General features: G+C 70.8%; 14 protein-coding genes. 11 read left to right on the top strand and 3 right to left on the bottom strand.

The features are described from left to right. Window positions 1-635 (bottom strand): hypothetical protein (locus tag K2X24_RS08385; protein ID WP_292496701.1); only part of this gene is annotated, 635 nt, incomplete at its 3' end. Window positions 636-733: 98 nt separating this feature from the next. On the opposite strand from K2X24_RS08385, the gene K2X24_RS08390 reads away from it, so the two are divergent. The 4 genes from K2X24_RS08390 (at window position 734) to K2X24_RS08405 (ending at window position 5,174) form a co-directional block, all read left to right on the top strand. Further along, complete coding sequence (locus K2X24_RS08390; RefSeq protein ID WP_292496703.1) at window positions 734-1,264, top strand: 2'-5' RNA ligase family protein; 531 nt, start codon at window positions 734-736, stop codon at window positions 1,262-1,264. A gap of 74 nt (window positions 1,265-1,338) precedes the next feature. Beyond that, window positions 1,339-2,127: a phosphatase PAP2 family protein gene (locus K2X24_RS08395; protein WP_292496705.1), complete on the top strand. Its 789-nt coding sequence runs from the start codon at window positions 1,339-1,341 to the stop codon at window positions 2,125-2,127. A gap of 103 nt (window positions 2,128-2,230) precedes the next feature. Further along, the gene (locus K2X24_RS08400) at window positions 2,231-3,541 is read left to right on the top strand and encodes a Gfo/Idh/MocA family oxidoreductase (RefSeq protein ID WP_292496707.1); all 1,311 of its coding nucleotides are present in this window, start codon (window positions 2,231-2,233) and stop codon (window positions 3,539-3,541) included. 250 nt (window positions 3,542-3,791) lie between these two features. After that, complete coding sequence (locus K2X24_RS08405) at window positions 3,792-5,174, top strand: carbohydrate porin (protein WP_292496729.1); 1,383 nt, start codon at window positions 3,792-3,794, stop codon at window positions 5,172-5,174. A gap of 3 nt (window positions 5,175-5,177) precedes the next feature. Here the strand turns inward: K2X24_RS08405 and K2X24_RS08410 are convergent, their stop codons facing one another. Beyond that, window positions 5,178-6,608, bottom strand: coding sequence for a TAXI family TRAP transporter solute-binding subunit (locus K2X24_RS08410; RefSeq protein ID WP_292496709.1), 1,431 nt, complete (start codon window positions 6,606-6,608; stop codon window positions 5,178-5,180). Between the two features lie 187 nt (window positions 6,609-6,795). Between K2X24_RS08410 and K2X24_RS08415 the strand changes: the two genes are divergently transcribed. The 3 genes from K2X24_RS08415 (at window position 6,796) to K2X24_RS08425 (ending at window position 10,108) form a co-directional block, all read left to right on the top strand. Then, window positions 6,796-7,323, top strand: coding sequence for a RecX family transcriptional regulator (locus K2X24_RS08415; RefSeq protein WP_292496732.1), 528 nt, complete (start codon window positions 6,796-6,798; stop codon window positions 7,321-7,323). Window positions 7,324-7,416: 93 nt separating this feature from the next. Continuing rightward, complete coding sequence (locus K2X24_RS08420) at window positions 7,417-8,631, top strand: putative DNA modification/repair radical SAM protein (RefSeq protein WP_292496712.1); 1,215 nt, start codon at window positions 7,417-7,419, stop codon at window positions 8,629-8,631. A 1-nt stretch (window position 8,632) separates the two neighbouring features. After that, window positions 8,633-10,108 (top strand): UdgX family uracil-DNA binding protein, encoded by a 1,476-nt coding sequence (locus K2X24_RS08425; RefSeq protein WP_292496715.1) that lies wholly within the window; start codon window positions 8,633-8,635, stop codon window positions 10,106-10,108. Window positions 10,109-10,112: 4 nt separating this feature from the next. Here the strand turns inward: K2X24_RS08425 and ybaL are convergent, their stop codons facing one another. Next, window positions 10,113-11,927, bottom strand: a complete 1,815-nt coding sequence (gene ybaL / locus K2X24_RS08430; protein ID WP_292496718.1) for a YbaL family putative K(+) efflux transporter — start codon at window positions 11,925-11,927, stop codon at window positions 10,113-10,115. 346 nt (window positions 11,928-12,273) lie between these two features. On the opposite strand from ybaL, the gene K2X24_RS08435 reads away from it, so the two are divergent. The 4 genes from K2X24_RS08435 to K2X24_RS08450 form a co-directional block, all read left to right on the top strand. Then, window positions 12,274-13,467, top strand: coding sequence for a YihY/virulence factor BrkB family protein (locus tag K2X24_RS08435; RefSeq protein ID WP_292496720.1), 1,194 nt, complete (start codon window positions 12,274-12,276; stop codon window positions 13,465-13,467). Between the two features lie 42 nt (window positions 13,468-13,509). Further along, the gene (locus tag K2X24_RS08440; RefSeq protein WP_292496722.1) at window positions 13,510-13,806 is read left to right on the top strand and encodes a nucleotidyltransferase domain-containing protein; all 297 of its coding nucleotides are present in this window, start codon (window positions 13,510-13,512) and stop codon (window positions 13,804-13,806) included. Beyond that, window positions 13,787-14,146 (top strand): HepT-like ribonuclease domain-containing protein, encoded by a 360-nt coding sequence (locus K2X24_RS08445; protein ID WP_292496726.1) that lies wholly within the window; start codon window positions 13,787-13,789, stop codon window positions 14,144-14,146. The genes K2X24_RS08440 and K2X24_RS08445 overlap by 20 nt, the downstream gene beginning before the upstream one ends. A 42-nt stretch (window positions 14,147-14,188) precedes the next feature. Next, window positions 14,189-16,281: 5'-3' exonuclease H3TH domain-containing protein (locus K2X24_RS08450; protein WP_292496727.1), on the top strand; the 2,093-nt coding region annotated here is incomplete at its 3' end.

The raw sequence follows: 16,281 nt of genomic DNA on the forward strand, positions 1-16,281 counted from the left end.
TGGGCGCCGATATGGAGGTCGGGGGCCCGGCCGGCGTCCTCGTAGGCCTCCACGAGGGGGCTCGCGTAGACGCGGCGGGCCAGGATGTCGATCACGCCCTGGCTCGTGGTCTCGATCGGCGCCTCCGGAATCTTCGCGCCGAGGTCGCGCACGGAGGTGATCTCGTAGCGCTCGCGGGCGTCGAGGCCGGCGGGCGGGACGGCCCCGCAGGCCCGCATCAGGACCCGATAGGCGAGCAGGCAGCCGTCGTAGCTCCAGTGCGTATCGGTGCGGTGGTAGAGTGGAACGGGGCCGTTGCGCGCCGCCCGCAGCGGGGCCAGCAGATCGACGAAGGCCGGATGGTTGATGAGCCGCCGGGCGAGCGCCCGGGCGGGCGAGCGCCGGGGATCGTAGGCGAGATCGCCGGCGCGGTCGTCGTAGACCGAGAGCTTCTCCGGCACGATGACGTGCAGGTAGCGGATGCCGAGGGCCTGGGCACGGGCGGTCCGCGTCCCGATCAGCCGGCGCCAGCCGCGCAGCAGCCTCCAGCGGGTGAAGCTCACGCGGTACTGGTCGAGGACGCCGTTGGTACCCCCGATCAGGAAGAGCCAGCCGTCCCGGCCCACATGCACGAAGTCCAGGTGTTTGCGTCGCATGGGCGCTCTCTAGCGGCCCGGCGGGACCCTGAACAGGCCGCGTGCCCGGACACGGCGGAGCCTGGACCGGGCGGCGGCGCGCGCCATCTCCCCACGGCATGACACAGCCGACCCCCACCCCCGACCCGCTGATCCTGAGCCTCGCGATGGACCCGGAGACGTTCGCCCGCTTCGACGGGCTGCGCCGCCGACACTTTCCGAAGGCCCTCAACCACATCCCGGCGCACGCCACCCTGTTCCACCACCTGCCGGGCCCATGCGAGCCCGGCATCGTCGAGACCCTGGCGGCCCTGTCGCGGGCCCAGGCACCCCCCGAGGTGGCGGTGACGGGCCTGCGCTTCACTGGGCGCGGGGTCGCCTACGTCCTGGCCTCGGAGGCGCTGACCGCCTTCCGGGCGCGCCTCGTCGAACAGTTCGAGCCTCTGGAGGAGGGCCTGACCGCCCAGGACCGCCAGGGCTGGCGCCCGCACGTCACGGTCCAGAACAAGGTCGATCCCGCCACGGCCCGCGCGCTGCACGCCGAACTCGAGGCGGATTTCGCGCCCTTCCGCTTCACCGCGCCGGGCCTGCTGCTCTGGCGCTACCTCGGGGGGCCTTGGGAGCGCCGGGCCACGTTCACGTTCGGATGATGGATTTGCGGGGCCGGCGGGGTTGCGGCGGTGCGCCCGCACGCTAAGGACGATCCGATGAAAGCCTTGTCCGCATGAAAGCCCTGCCCTCCGGCTACCGCAACAACCCGCTCGTGACCCGGGTGAACGCCCTGCGTCTGGCGCTGCGGCTCAACGAGGTCGGCCCCGTCATCGCGCTCCTGGCGGTGAGCCTGCTCGGCTACGGCTTCTTCGCCCTGGCCAACGAGGTCGGCGAGGGCTCCACCGCGGCGCTGGACCGCAAGGTCCTGCTGGCCTTGCGCAACCCGGCCGACATCTCCGACCCGATCGGGCCGCGCTGGCTCGAGGAGACCATGCGCGACATCACCGGGCTCGGCAGCGTCTTCACCATCGTGTTCGTGACGGCGGCGGCCTGCGCCTACCTGGCGATGACCCGGCGGCGGCGCATCGCCGTGTTCGTGATCGCGGCGATCGGCGGCGGCGAGATCGCCTCCACGGTCCTGAAGCTGTTCTACCACCGGCCCCGCCCCGACCTCGTGCCCCACGGCATGGAGGTGTTCACCGCGAGCTTTCCCAGCGGCCACGCCATGATGTCGGCCATCGCCTACCTGACGCTCGCCAGCCTGATCGCCCGCGTCGACCGTCAGCGCGGGGTGAAGATCCTCGTCCTCACGGTCGGCGTGTCGATGACCCTGCTCGTCGGCATCAGCCGGATCTACCTCGGGGTGCACTGGCCGAGCGACGTGGTGGCGGGGTGGTGCGTGGGGGCCGCCTGGGCGGCCCTGTGCTGGTTCGTGGCCCTGGTCCTGCAGCAGCGGGGCGAGGTGGAGGCGCCGAGTTCCTCGGCCTCGCGGGACGCGCGAAACGAGAGCGAGGCGGCCTGACGCGCCCCGGAACCGCGTTTCTCGCCGTGACGTTCCCGACAGGACATGCCGGCGCGCGCAGCGCCCGGCCTTCCTGATCCCGCCGGAACCCACAGCGAGCTTCATGACGGACGAACTCTCGCTTTCCCGCCGCAACGTGCTTCGTGCCGGCGGCGCCACTCTGACGGGGCTCGCCCTCGGCGCGACCGGGGCTTCCGCGCAATCCGGACCGCCGGGCCCTTCGGTCCCGGCCGATACCGGCGCGGTGCAGGGGGGCAAGGTGATGTTCCCGAACTGGCGCGGCCCCGGCGACCGGGCGCCCCCGCCGCCGCCCGCGCCGATGCCGCCGGGCAAGCGGGTGGGCTTCGCCATCGTGGGCCTCGGGCGGTTGTCCCTGGAGGAGATCCTGCCGGCGTTCGGCGAGACGAAGCGGGCACGCGTGGTCGCGCTGATGTCGGGCACGCCGGCCAAGGCCAAGCTCGTGGCCGAGCAGTACGGAATCGCGCCGGAGGCCGTCTACGGCTACGACGAGTGGGACCGTCTGGCGCAGAATGCGGCGGTCCAGGCGGTCTACGTGGTGACGCCGAACGCGGTGCATCGCGGCGACGTGCTGGCCGCGGCCAAGGCCGGCAAGCACGTGCTCTGCGAGAAGCCGATGGCGAATTCCTCCGCCGAGGCGCGGGACATGATCGCAGCCTGCGCGGCGGCCAAGGTCAAGCTGATGATCGCCTATCGCTGCCAGTACGAGCCCTACAATCGCGAGGTGGTGCGGCTCGCCCGCTCGGGCGAGTTCGGCCGGCCGCGCCTGATCCAGGCCTTCAACGGCCAGACCACCGGGCTGCCCCAGCAATGGCGTCTGAAGAAGGCGCTGGCCGGGGGCGGCGCCCTGCCGGATATCGGGCTCTACTGCCTCAACGGCGTGCGCGCGCTCACCGGCGAGGAGCCGGTCTCCGTGGAGGCGCAGATCCATTCGCCGCCGGGCGACGCCAAGTTCGCCGAGGTCGAGGAATCGGTCGCCTTCACCCTGCGCTTTCCCTCGGGCCTCATCGCCCAGTGCATGACGAGCTACGGGGTGCACGAGTCGCGCAGGCTCCAGGTCCATACCGAGCGCGCCGACATCGACCTGCAGAACGCCTTCGCCTATCGGGGCCAGCGCCTGGTGGTGTCACGGCCGGACGGGCAGGTGGAATCGCAGGACACCCGCATCCTGGCGCAGAAGAACCAGTTCGCCCTGGAGATCGACCACATGGCCCGCTGCATCCAGGAGGATCGGCGGCCCCGAACCCCCGGCGAGGAAGGCCTGCAGGACCAAATCCTCATGGAGGCGATCTACGAGGCTGCCCGCAGCGGCCGGCCTGTGACGGTGGGTCCGCCCCCCGGCGCCGGCGGCGGCCTCGACGTGACCCGGGGCCCCGAACTCGACGAGGCCGGCTGATCCGATGCCGGGGGGTTGCCTGAGCGTCATGCGAACCCGTTAGACTGCGCCCGGCGCGGCACGGGACCCGCCGCCCGGACCCGCGAGACGCTTGCCCCAGCTTCGACACGCCCCCCTGAGCGACGGCCGCGCGCGCGCCGGTGGAGTCCTGATCGCGATCGGGCTCCTGTCCGGTTCCGTCCTGTCTGGTTCAGTTCTGGCCGAAACGCCGGCCGAGACCGCTGCGCGCCTCGCCGCGGAAGGGCGCGCCATCGGTTCCCCCCGGGGCGCGGGCGGCGATCCCCAGACGTCGGTCGCCCAGTCCGTGACCTCGTCGCGGCCGTCCGCCAATCTCGACACCTCGATCGAGGACCAGCTCGGTCCCTACGGCGATCCCTTCGGCTTCCGGGCCTTCCTGAAGGCGCGCGGCGTCACCTACAGCCTGACCTATATCGGCGAGAGCCTCGGCAACGTCTCCGGCGGCTTTCGCCAGCGCGGCATCTACGAGGGCCTGCTCGACCTCGAGATCGACGTGGACCTCGGGCCGCTGCTCGGCTGGAACGGGGCCGCCCTTCACACCAACCTGTTCCAGATCCACGGCGCCGGCCTCTCGCACGGCGCGGTGGGCAACCTCATCACGATCAGCGGCATCGAGGCGCTGCCGTCGTCGCGCGTCTACGAATTGTGGTTCGAGCAGAAGTTCTTCGGCGACCGGTTCGGCCTGAAGTTCGGGCAGATTGCCGCCGACACCGAGTTCGCCGTGACCCAGACCGGCACGGTGTTCGTGAACTCCACCTTCGGCTGGCCCAACAACATGGCGGTGGTGATCCCGAGCGGTGGCCCGATCTACCCGCTCGCGGTCCCGGGAGTGCGGGCGAAATACGTGCCCAACGCCAACCTGTCCTTCCAGGTCGGCTTGTTCGACGGCGACCCGGCCGGGCCGGTGCGCGGCGGCGCCGACCCCGACCCGCAGCGCCGCAACCGCACGGGAACCAACTTTCGCACGAGCGACCCGATCCTGGTGATCGCGGAGGCCTCCTACGCCTACAACATCGAACCCGGCAGCACCGGCGAGGCCGGAACGGTGACGCTGGGCGGCTGGTATCATTTCGGGCGCTTCGACAGCCTGCGCTTCGACGGCGCCGGCACGTCGCTGGCCGCGCCGTCGAGCACCGGCATCGCCCGCCGCTTCCGGGGACAGGCCGGCCTCTACGGCCTCATCGACCAGACCGTCTACCGCGAGCCCGACGACCCCAACGACGGCGCCAGCGTGTTCCTGCGCGTCTCCGGATCGCCCTCGGACCGCAGCCTCGTGGATGTCTACGCGGATGTCGGCATCGCCTATAAGGGCCTGCTGCCCGGCCGATCCGACGACACGGTGGGCCTCGCCTTCGGCTACGCGCGGATCTCCCCCCAGGCGCGCGGCCTCGACACCGACACGATCCTGGCGACCGGCCTCGCCATGCCGAGGCGCAGCAGCGAGGCGGTGCTGGAGGCGACCTACCAGGCCGTGCTCGGCCCCGGCGTGACGCTCCAGCCGGATTTCCAGTACGTCTTCCGCCCCGGCGGCGGCATCCCGAACCCGCGCGACGCCGGCGGCGCCCGCATCCGCAACGCGGCCGTGTTCGGGTTGCGGGGGACGATCCGGTACTGAGCGCTACTCCGCCGCCGGTGCGTGCAGGGACAGGAGGCGGGCCGTGCGGGCATGATCCACGGCGCGGCCGCCCTCCGCGCCCGCATCGCCGAGGGTGCGGCGCTCGTCGTTGATCGCGGCGTGGACCGCGTCGATGGCCAGGATGAGCGCGCTCACCGTGCGGTTGTCGATGTTGCGCTCGCGGGCATGCTGGACGACGTCGGCCACGAGGTCGTCGGTCTCGCGCACGAGGCCGTCGAGGTCGGCCTTGCAGGTCGAGCCCCGGACCTCGCGCAGGATGTCGAGGAGCCGGTCAAGGACGATGTCGATGCGCTCGCGGCGCTTGCGGGCGAGGCGCTGGGCCAGCCAGGCGACGCCCGAGCCCACGGTGCCGCCGAAGAAGGCCAGGAGGTAGATGTAATCCTCGTAGCGCTCGAACATCGTCTGCTGTTCGCGCTCGAAGTAATCCACCGCGCCGGGATGGTTGGGCAGGCGGGCGCTGGTGGCGGCCACCGTCGAGTCGAAGTCCGGCGCCTTCATCAGGTTGGCGATGGGAGCGAGGGGCGCCAGCTTGGAGCGCCATTCGAACAGGTGCTGCGTCACCGATGCGACGGTGAAGCGGCTGATGCTGCCACGCGCCATCAGGCGGTAGGAGGCGCCCACTGTCTTCACGTCCTCGTCCGGGCGCTTCGGCCTGCCGCCGAAAGTACCGGCGGGGATCGTCACGGATTGCAGTTCGGGCATCCGCTGGATGATGGCCTCGCCGTCCGCCACCGAGACGAAGTTGATCTTCTTCTCGGCCGATGCCGCCTCGACGGCCCGCACCGTCGAGATCGCGGCCTTCGAGGCGGGTGCCGCGATCACCGCCACGGCATCGACGCGTCCCTCTGCCAGCGCGCTCGTCACCTCGCCGGGCTTCAGGGGCACCAGGGCGACCCGGGCCGGGCCCACCGCCGTCTCCGGCCCGGTCTCGCCGGCCGGGCGCGACACGAAGTCGTAGAAGCCGAGGAGGTTGGTCAGGAACGGCATGTCGGCGGCGTGCCGCTCCACGACACCGAGGCGCTTGCGCCCCAGATCCGGGAAGCTCTCGATGCCGGCAGCCTCGGGGGCGGCGATCAGCAGGGCTTCGTCGTGCAGGATGGCGAGCGTCAGGCCGTTTTCCGGCAGCAGCACGTCGGGCCGAACCACCGCGAGGTCGGCCTTGTTGCGCTGGAGGGCCTCGGCGCTGTCGCGCACGTCATCGTAGAAATTCAGCTTGAGGCGCACGTCCTCGTGCCCCCGGGCCAGCGCCTGCGCGTAGGTCTGGAGCAGCGTCGCTTCGGCCCCGTCGCGGGGCCCCACCGCCACCGTCAGCGTCGTCGGCCGCGACAGGTAGACCAGCATCCCCGCCACGAGGGCGAAGCCCAGTGCCAGGAGAACGAGCAACCACTCGCGTCTCACCAGGATTGCCGGCATGACAGGCCCGAGCCCTTGTCCAGCGTGATCACCATCGCGACAGCCTGTCCTCGAAACCTGTCCGGACCATGAAGAACCGATGACACCGCGAAACGTTGCGCCGCCGACCGGAGGCGTGGACCGAGGCCGGAAGCCCGCCCCGGCCGAGGCCAAGCTCCCGCAGGCCGAGAGGAAGCCGCCGCCGCCCGTGACGCCGGCCTATCTGGAGCGGGCCGCGCTGCACTACCTCGAGCGCTACAGCGCCTCCGTGGCGATGCTGCGGCAGACCCTGAAGCGACGCGTCGACAAGCGCTGCCGCCTGCGCGGCGAGGAGGCGGCCGCCTACGCGGAGGCGATCGAGGCCACGGTGACCCGCGCGGTCAGCGCCGGCCTCGTGGACGATGCCCGCTTCACCGCCGGGCGCCTCGCCGCCCTGCGCCGGCGCGGCGCCTCCGCCCGCGCCGTCTCGGCCAAGCTCGCCGCCAAGGGGGTGGCCCGCGAGGAGGTGGCGGCCGCCATGGAGAACGAACGCGCGGCCGCGGACGAAGGCGCCGACCTCGAAGAGGCGGCGGCCCGTGCCTATGCCAAGCGGCGCCGCCTCGGCCCCTGGCGCCGTCCGGGCACGCGGGAGACCCATCGCGACCGGGATCTGGCCGCGATGGCGCGCGCCGGGTTCGGCTACGGTCTCGGGCGCCGGGTGATCGAGGCCGAGGAGACGGACGAGCCAGCCCCCTGATCGGCCCCGGCCTGCGACAACGCGGCGGCGGAGAAACGCGGGATTCGCGCGCGAAAACTTGAACGAATCGCGAACGAGGCGCTTCTCTCCCGTATGGACGAAATGCTCGCGAAGAAGCTGCGCATCCTCGCCGATGCGGCCAAGTACGACGCTTCGTGCTCGTCCTCCGGGGCGCCGAAGCGCAGCGCGGCCAAGGGCGAACTCGGCTCGACCACGGGCGCCGGCATCTGCCACGCCTACACGCCGGACGGGCGCTGCATCTCCCTGCTGAAGATCCTGCTGACGAACTATTGCCTGTTCGACTGCGCCTATTGCGTCAACCGGCGCTCCTCGAACGTGCAGCGGGCGAAGTTCTCGGTCGAGGAGGTCGTGACCCTCACGATGGAATTCTACAAGCGCAACTACATCGAGGGGCTGTTCCTCTCCTCCGGCATCATCAAGTCCCCCGACCACACCATGGAGCTGCTCACCCGGGTGGCCAAATCCTTGCGGCGCGACCACGGCTTTCGCGGCTACATCCACCTGAAGTCGATCCCGGAGGCGAGCCCCTGGCTGATCGAGGAGGCGGGCCTCTACGCCGACCGGCTCTCGATCAACGTCGAGCTGCCCACAGAGGCGAGCCTGGAACGCCTCGCGCCCGAGAAGGACGGCGCGGTCATCCAGCACGCCATCGCGCAGATCGGCGAGCGCATCACGCAGGCCAAGGCCGAGAAACGGCGGTTCTCGCCCGCCGGGCAATCGACCCAGGTCATCGTCGGGGCCGATGCGACCACGGACGAGGCCCTGATCCGCAAGAGCGCGCTCCTGTACGGCTCCTATAACCTCAAGCGGGTATATTACTCGGCCTTCAGCCCGATTCCCGACGGCTCGAGCATCCTGCCGCTGAAATCGCCGCCTCTCCAGCGCGAGCACCGCCTGTACCAGGGCGATTGGCTGCTGCGGTACTACGCCTTCACGCCCGACGACGTCGCCGACGCCACCGAGGACGGGATGCTGTCCCTCGACATCGACCCGAAGCTCGCCTGGGCGCTGAAGCACCGGGCGCGCTTCCCCGTCGACGTGAACCGCGCCGACCGCGAGATGCTGCTGCGGGTGCCGGGCCTCGGCGCCCGGGCGGTGGACAAGATCATCCGCGCGCGGCGGCACACCCGCCTGCGCCTCGACGACGTGGCGCGGCTGACCTCCGCCCTGAAGCGGGCGCGGCCCTTCCTGATCGCGGCCGATTACCACCCGGCGGGGGGCCTCACCGACCGCCTCGACCTGCGGGCGCGCCTCGCCGACCCGCCGCAACAGCTGAGCCTGTTCTGAGATGGGCGCGCCGACACCCGCCCCTCCCGCCTCCGCGGGAGCCGGTGCCCGCTCCGGCGCGCTCGAGGCCATCTACCTGACCCCTGGCGCCGACATCGACGGCTTTCGCGGCGCCGCCCGCCGTCTCGCGGGGCGGGGCGTTCCGCCCGAGCGGGTGCTCTGGTCCATCGGCGAGGCGCCGGGGCTGTTCGGGACGGAGCGGCCGGCTCCGGCCGACGATGCGCCCCTGAACCTGCCGCGCGGTGTCGCCGCGATCGTCGCCCGGGTGGTGCTTCACCGCGACCCTGAGCGCTACGCCCTGCTCTACGACCTGATCTGGCGCGTGCTGCGGGGCGAGCGCAGGCTGCTGGAGGTGTCGAGCGATCCGCTGGTCCACCGCCTGGAACGGATGGCCAAGGCCATCGCCCGCGACCTGCACAAGATGCACGCCTTCCTGCGCTTCCGCCGCGTCGAGGGGAGCGATCCCGAGCGCTTCGTCGCCTGGTTCGAGCCCGACCATCACATCCTGGGGGCCGCCGCGCCGTTCTTCGTCGGGCGCTTCCGGAGTCTGCACTGGACCATCCTGACGCCGGAGGCTTCGGCCTCCTGGGATGGCGACACCCTGACCTTCGGCCCCCCGGGGCGACGCGAGGACGCACCGGCGCAGGACGGCTTCGAGGCGGGCTGGCGCGATTACTACGAGAGCACCTTCAACCCGGCCCGCACCAACCTCGCGGCGATGCGGGCGGAGATGCCGAAGAAGTACTGGCGCAACATGCCCGAGACCGCCGCCATTCCGGGCCTCGTCCGGCAGGCGGCGGCGCGCACGGGCGCCATGATCGAGAGGGAGCCCCAGATGCCCGTCAAGCGAAACCCCGCCCGCGCGGTGGCCGCCATGGCCGACCAGGCCCCGGATTCGCTGGAGGCGCTCAACGCCATCATCAGGCGCTCGGAGCCGCTGGTGCCGGGCGCGACCCAGGCCGTCCTCGGCGAGGGACCGGTGGGCGCGTCGATCGCCTTCGTGGGCGAGCAGCCGGGCGACCAGGAGGACCGCCAGGGGCGGCCCTTCGTCGGGCCCGCCGGGCAGTTGCTGTCGCGTGCGATGGAGGAGGCCGGCCTCGTGCGCGCGGACGCCTACCTCACCAATGCGGTCAAGCACTTCAAGTTCGAGGAGCGGGGCAAGCGCCGCATCCACCAGAAGCCCACCGCCGGCGAGGTCAGCCATTACCGCTGGTGGCTCGACCGGGAACTCGACTTCGTCGCGCCCCGGCTCGTGGTCGCGCTCGGGGCCACCGCCGTGCTGGCGCTGACGGGCAAGCAGATCCCGATCACCCGGGCGCGCGGCCCGGCGGATTTCGAGAAACCCTATGCGGGCTTCATCACCGTGCACCCGTCCTACCTGCTGCGCCTGCCGGACGAGGCGAAGGCCCAAGCCTACGCGGACTTCGTGGCGGACCTCCGCCGGGTGCACGAACTCGGGCACTCCCTGGCCGCCTGACGCATCAGGCCCCTTCCTCCTTGTGGGGGCGCAGTTCCGGCGTGACCTGGTCGATCTCGGTCTCGATGGGCGCCGAGCGGCTCTCGACCCGCGTGCTGTCGACGAAGATGCGGGCCTCGCCCTCCTTCAGGCCGAGGCTGCGCAGGGCATAGAGTGTCATGCCGAACGCGAGTTCGCGCTCGGCCATGAGCACGAGGCCGACGCCCTGCTCCTCGAAATGCCGCCGCTCGCCGTCGTTGTGCGTGCGGATCAGGGTGTCGATGCCCGGATGGAGCTCGCGCGCGAGTTCGACGATGCGCCGGGTCGTGTGGGGCTCCGGCGTCGCGACCACGATTAGCCGGGCCTGCGCGATGTCGGCGGCCTGGAGAATACCGGGGGCCGTAGCGTCGCCGAACACCGCCTCGATGCCCTCCTGGCGCAGATCCAGCACCCGGCGCCGGTCGCGGTCGAGGACGATGTAGGGCAGGTCCCAGGCCTTGAGCGCCTTGCCGATGGTGCTGCCGACCCGGCCGTAGCCGATGAGAATCGCGTGGCCGCGATGGGGCGGGTTCTCGGTCGTGACCGCCAGCGCCGCGGCCCCCTTGCGCTCGAAGCGGGCGGCGAGGCGGGGGCGCTCGGCGACCTTGCGCCCGACCCAGTCGGTGAGCGCGAAGAACAGCGGGTTCAGGGTGATCGACAGGATGGCGCCGCCGAGGATGAGGTCGCGCCCCTCCTCGGGCAGCAGCTTCAGGGACAGGCCGAGGCTGACGAGGATGAAGGAGAACTCGCCGATCTGGGCGAGGCTCGCCGCGATGGTGAGCGCGGTGCCCAGCGGATGCCGGAACGCGAGCACGATCGCCACCGCCGCCAGGGACTTGCCGATGAGGATCACGCCCAGCACCGCCAGCACCGAGAGCGGCTCGCGGATCAGGATGCCGGGGTCGAACAGCATGCCGACGGAGACGAAGAACAGCACCGCGAAGGCGTCCTGCAGGGGCAGGGAATCGGCCGCCGCCTGATGGCTGAGGTCGGATTCGGCCAGCACCATGCCGGCGAAGAAGGCGCCGAGCGCGAAGGAGACGCCGAAGAGTTCCGCCGAGCCGAAGGCGATGCCGAGGGCCAGCGCCAGCACCGCCAGGGTGAAGAGCTCCCGCGAGCCCGTGCGCGCCGCCTGATCGAGGAGCCAGGGCACGAACCGGCGCCCGCCCACCAGCATCACGGCGGCGAAGACGCCGACCTTGGCCAGCGTCAATCCGAGAGTGAGCCAGATGTTGCCGTCCCCGGCATGGTGCGCGGCGCCCGCGCCGTCGCCGCCGAGCGAGGGGGCCAGCGCCGGCAGCAGCACCAGGGCCAGCACCATCGCCAGATCCTCGACGATGAGCCAGCCAACCGCGATGCGGCCCTTGTCGCTGTCGAGGAGCCGGCGCTCCTCCAGGGCCCGCAGCAGCACCACGGTGCTCGCCACCGACAAGGCGAGGCCGAAGACGAGGCCCGCCCCGAGGCCCCAGCCCCAGATCAGCGCCAGCGCGCCGCCCATGGCGGTGGCCGCCACGATCTGCACGATGGCGCCGGGCAGCGCGATGGTGCGCACCGCCATCAGGTCCTTGATCGAGAAGTGCAGGCCAACGCCGAACATCAGCAGGATGACGCCGATCTCGGCGAGCTGGCCCGCAAGCTGGCTGTTGCCGACGAAGCCCGGCGTGTAGGGGCCGACGAGGACGCCCGCGAGGAGGTAGCCGACGAGGGGCGGCAGGCGCAGGCGCTGCGCCAGCATTCCGCAGACGAAGGCGAGCACGAGGCCGAGGGCGATGATGGCGATCAGCTCTGTCGCGTGCGGCACGGGTCGGTGGTCTCCGGGTCGAGGGAAAGGGCTCCCAGGGCCGTGCCGCGTGCCGCCCGCGGGAGCAAGCCGCGATCGGCCCTCACGTCCACGATGCGCCCGAAAATCCGCCCCGCGCGTCGCTTCGGGTGCCGCGACGCACAACGCCGGCCTCCGGTCCTGGGTTTCGCGGAATAAGTTCGCGGGGCCCGGCGCGGACCATCCGCTCGCTTTTCCGTGAGCGGGCAGGAAACACTTTGCCGCCGGGCCTTGTTGCTCAAGCAACGCGTGTTGCGTTGAGACATGCCGGCGTCGCGCGCCGGCATCACCGCGCGATGACGGTATCCTGCGGCGGAACGGACGATCGATGACAGCACGCAACGAGCGCTCGACGGGTCCCGATGCCGTCGAGACCAGGAACCCGACCAGCAACGAGACCAAGAACCCGACCGGGAATTCGACCCTCTGGACCGTCGCCCTGGCCACCGCGCTCCTCGGCCTCGTCGCGCTCCCGCGCCGGACGGATCGATCGTCGCCGGCCCCGGCGATGCCGGGGGACCCGACGCGCCAGCCCTCCCCGTCCCATGCCGGGTCCGAGGCCCAGCGGGTCGCCGCGAACGAGCCCGAGCGGGGCCGCGGCGCGCGCAAGCCCTCCGACATCCCGGCCAAGGGCTGGAAGGACATCGGCCTGCGGGTGTTCCACGACATCTCGGAGAACAACATCGTCTCGGTCGCCGCCGGGGTGACCTTCTACGTGCTCCTGGCGATCTTCCCCGCCATCGCCGCCCTGGTCTCGTGCTACGGGCTCGTGGCGGACGTCGCCACCATCAACGACCAGCTGGCGAGCCTCCAGGGTGTCGTGCCCTCGGGGGCGCTGGAGATCATCGGCGAGCAGGTCAAGCGCATCGCCGCCAAGGGCGACACCACCCTGGGCCTGACCTTCTTCACCGGCATCGTGCTGTCGGTGTGGAGCGCCAACGGCGGCATGAAGGCGGTCTTCTCCGCCCTCAACATCGTCTACGAGGAGCGCGAGCGGCGCAGCTTCGTCTGGCTCAACCTGCGCTCGCTGGCCTTCACCGCCGGCGCGCTCCTGTTCATCATCCTGGCGCTGATCGGCATCGTGGTGGTGCCGGCCGCGATCAACATCCTCGGGCTGAGCGCGGAGGCCTGGTACATCGCCCTGCTGCGCTGGCCGGTGCTGCTCGTGGCCGTGCTCGGCGGCCTCGCCCTGCTCTACCGCTACGGCCCGAGCCGCGACGCGCCGCGCTGGCGCTGGGTGACCTGGGGCAGCGCCATCGCGGCGCTGGGCTGGGTCGCCACCTCGCTGGGCTTCTCCTGGTACGTCGCCAATTTCGGCAAGTACAACGAGACCTACGGCTCCCTCGGCGCCGTGATCGGCTTCATGACCTGGATCTGGATCTCGACCACGATCGTGCTCCTCGGCGCCGAGATCAACGCCGAGATGGAGCACCAGACCGAGGCCGACACGACGCGCGGACCGGAGCAGCCGCTGGGCACGCGGGACGCGCGGATGGCCGATACCGTGGGGGCTGCGACGTGAAAGGTCTTCCGGCCACCGCCCGCGTTGCGGTACACTCTCGCCATGGAACGGGACGCTGCCATCCAGATACTGCGGACGCATGAGGATGCCCTGCGCGCGCGCGGCATCCGGCATGCCGCGCTGTTCGGCTCGACGGCGCGGGGCGAAGCGAGCAGGGAGAGCGACGTCGACATCGTGATCGACCTCGACGAGAGCGTGAAGCTCGACGTCTATGCCTATGTCGGTCTCTGCCACTTCATCGCCGACCTGTTTCCCGTGGCGGTCGATGTGGCCAATCGCAGGACCCTGAAAGATCGGATCAGGGACAGGATCGAGCGCGATGCGATCGCTGTCTTCTGAACGCGCGTATGACGCATGCGAAGACATCATCGCCAATTCCGAAGCGGCTCTGAGCTTCGTCGCCGGCATGACCTTCGCGGCCTTCGAGGCCGACCAGCTCACCAATTATGCTGTCGTACGCTGCCTTGAAATCATCTCGGAGGCGAGCCGGCGTCTCAGCCTAGAGACCAAGTCCCGTCACCCTGCGATCCCCTGGCGCGACATCGCGGATGCAGGAAATTTCTATCGGCACGCCTATCATCGGGTGGCCCTGGACATCGTCTGGAAGACCGTCCACGACCATCTGAACCCGATCATCGCGGCCTGCCGCGCCGAACTGAGCCGATCGCCGGCTCCTTGAACGCAGGCGCCTCGATATCCCCTCGCGAGACCGTGCCGCCCGATGACGTCTGAACTCTCCGAAAAGCCCGTCGGCCCCGGCGATCAGATCATCCTGGTCGACGGCTCGTCGTTCATCTTCCGGGCCTACTTCCAGTCGATCAACCAGGACCAGAAGTACAACACCCGGCCCTCGGACGGATTGCCCACCGGCGCGGTGCGGCTGTTCTGCACCAAGATCGCCCAGTTCGTGCAGGAGGGGGCGGCGGGCGTGATGCCGACCCATCTGGCCATCGTGTTCGACAAGTCCGAGGGCTCGTTCCGCAAGGAGTTGTTTCCGGACTACAAGGGCCACCGGCCGGACGCGCCGGACGATCTGAAGCGGCAGATGCCGCTGATGCGCGACGCCGTGCGGGCCTTCGGACTGCAGCCGATCGAGCTCATTCGCTACGAGGCGGACGACCTCATCGCCACCTATTCGCGCCAGGCCGAGGCGCGGGGCGCTGGCGTCATCATCGTCTCCTCCGACAAGGACCTGATGCAGCTCGTCGGGCCCCTGGTGCGGTTCTACGACTTCGAATCCGGCTCCAAGGGCAAGCCCGGCTACCGCCCCGAGCGCAACCTCGACCGGGATGCGATCATCGCAAAGTGGGAGGGCCTGGACCCGGAGCAGATCGGCGACGCGCTGGCGCTCATCGGCGACACCTCGGACAACGTGCCGGGCGTGCCCGGCATCGGCCTGAAGACCGCGGCCGCCCTGATCAAGGAATACGGCAGCCTCGACGCCCTCCTGGAGCGCGCCGCCGAGATCAAGCAGCCCAAGCGCCGCGAGACCCTGCTCGCCAGCATCGACCAGGCCCGGCTCTCGCGAAAGCTGGTGGCGCTGGAGGAGAACGTGCCGGTTCCGGTGCCGCTCGACGACCTGCGCCTGCCGAAGCCCGACCCCCAGAAGCTGGTGGGCTTCCTGAAGGCCATGGAGTTCAACACGCTGACCCGGCGCATCGCGCAGATGCTCCACGTCGACCCGGAGGCGGTGCAGCCCGACCCGGCCCTGGTGCCGAACCGCGAGCCCGCGCCCGACGCGCCGTTCTCCCTCGACGCCCCGGTTCTTCCCGGAGCATTGGGCGACCCCGTGCCGGTCGATCCCGAGACCACGTCCGGCGCGGCGGGCGGCGAGATCGACCCCTTCGCCGATCTCGGCCTGCCCGACGCGGCGCCCAAGCCGCGCGGCCCCTCCGAGCCGACGCCGGCCAACCTCGTGGCGGCGCGGGCGGCGGAATCGGTCAAGCCATTCGACACCGCCGCCTACGAGACGATCGGGTCCGTTGAGCAGCTCGACGCCTGGATCGCGGAAGCGGAGGAAGCCGGGGTGATCGCCGTCGACACCGAGACGGATTCCCTGGACGCCAACAACGCCAACCTCGTCGGCGTCTCCCTCTGCGTGGCACCGGGGCGCGCCGCCTACATCCCGCTCCGGCACGTCGAACCCGTGAAGGGCGCCGACGGCGACCTGTTCGGCGATGCCAAGGCGGCGACGGACGCGGTCCAGCCCGCCGCGGGCCAGATCGACGCGACAGTGGCGATCGCCCGGCTGAAGCCGCTCCTGGAGAATCCGGGCGTGCTCAAGGTCGGCCAGAACCTGAAATACGACTTCGCAGTCCTGTCGCGCGTCGGCATCCGGGTGGCACCCTTCGACGACACCATGCTGATCTCCTACGTGCTCGATGCCGGCAAGGGCGGCCACGGCATGGACGAACTCGCCCGCCGCCATCTCGGCCACCAGCCGATCACCTTCTCGGATGTCGCCGGCACCGGCCGGGCCAAGATCACCTTCGACCGGGTGGCCCTGGACAAGGCGACCGCCTATGCCGCCGAGGACGCCGACGTCACCCTGCGCCTGTGGCGGATGATGAAGCCGCGCCTCGTGGCCGAGCACCGCGTCGCGGTCTACGAGACGCTTGAGCGCCCGCTGGTCCCGGTGATCGCCCGGATGGAAGCCGAGGGCATCCGCGTCGACCGCAACATGCTGAGCCGCCTGTCCGGCGACTTCTCGCAGATCCTCGTGCGCCTGGAAGAAGAGATCCAGGAGGATGCGGGCGAAACATTCCAGGTCTCGTCCCCGAAGCAGATCGGCGACATCCTGTTCGGCAAGATGGG

Origin of the sequence: Methylobacterium sp. (assembly GCF_019750675.1) — a bacterium.
In the GTDB taxonomy this organism is placed as follows: Bacteria; Pseudomonadota; Alphaproteobacteria; order Rhizobiales; family Beijerinckiaceae; genus Methylobacterium.

Excerpts from the sequence above, each read along its gene's own strand:
- K2X24_RS08400 (WP_292496707.1), top strand. The coding sequence starts at position 2,231 with ATGACGGACGAACTCTCGCTTTCCCGCCGCAACGTGCTTCGTGCCGGC.
- K2X24_RS08395 (WP_292496705.1), top strand. The coding sequence starts at position 1,339 with ATGAAAGCCCTGCCCTCCGGCTACCGCAACAACCCGCTCGTGACCCGG.
- K2X24_RS08390 (WP_292496703.1), top strand. The coding sequence starts at position 734 with ATGACACAGCCGACCCCCACCCCCGACCCGCTGATCCTGAGCCTCGCG.
- K2X24_RS08435 (WP_292496720.1), top strand. The coding sequence starts at position 12,274 with ATGACAGCACGCAACGAGCGCTCGACGGGTCCCGATGCCGTCGAGACC.
- K2X24_RS08440 (WP_292496722.1), top strand. The coding sequence starts at position 13,510 with ATGGAACGGGACGCTGCCATCCAGATACTGCGGACGCATGAGGATGCC.
- K2X24_RS08420 (WP_292496712.1), top strand. The coding sequence starts at position 7,417 with ATGGACGAAATGCTCGCGAAGAAGCTGCGCATCCTCGCCGATGCGGCC.
- K2X24_RS08425 (WP_292496715.1), top strand. The coding sequence starts at position 8,633 with ATGGGCGCGCCGACACCCGCCCCTCCCGCCTCCGCGGGAGCCGGTGCC.
- K2X24_RS08410 (WP_292496709.1), bottom strand. The coding sequence starts at position 6,608 with ATGCCGGCAATCCTGGTGAGACGCGAGTGGTTGCTCGTTCTCCTGGCA.
- K2X24_RS08445 (WP_292496726.1), top strand. The coding sequence starts at position 13,787 with ATGCGATCGCTGTCTTCTGAACGCGCGTATGACGCATGCGAAGACATC.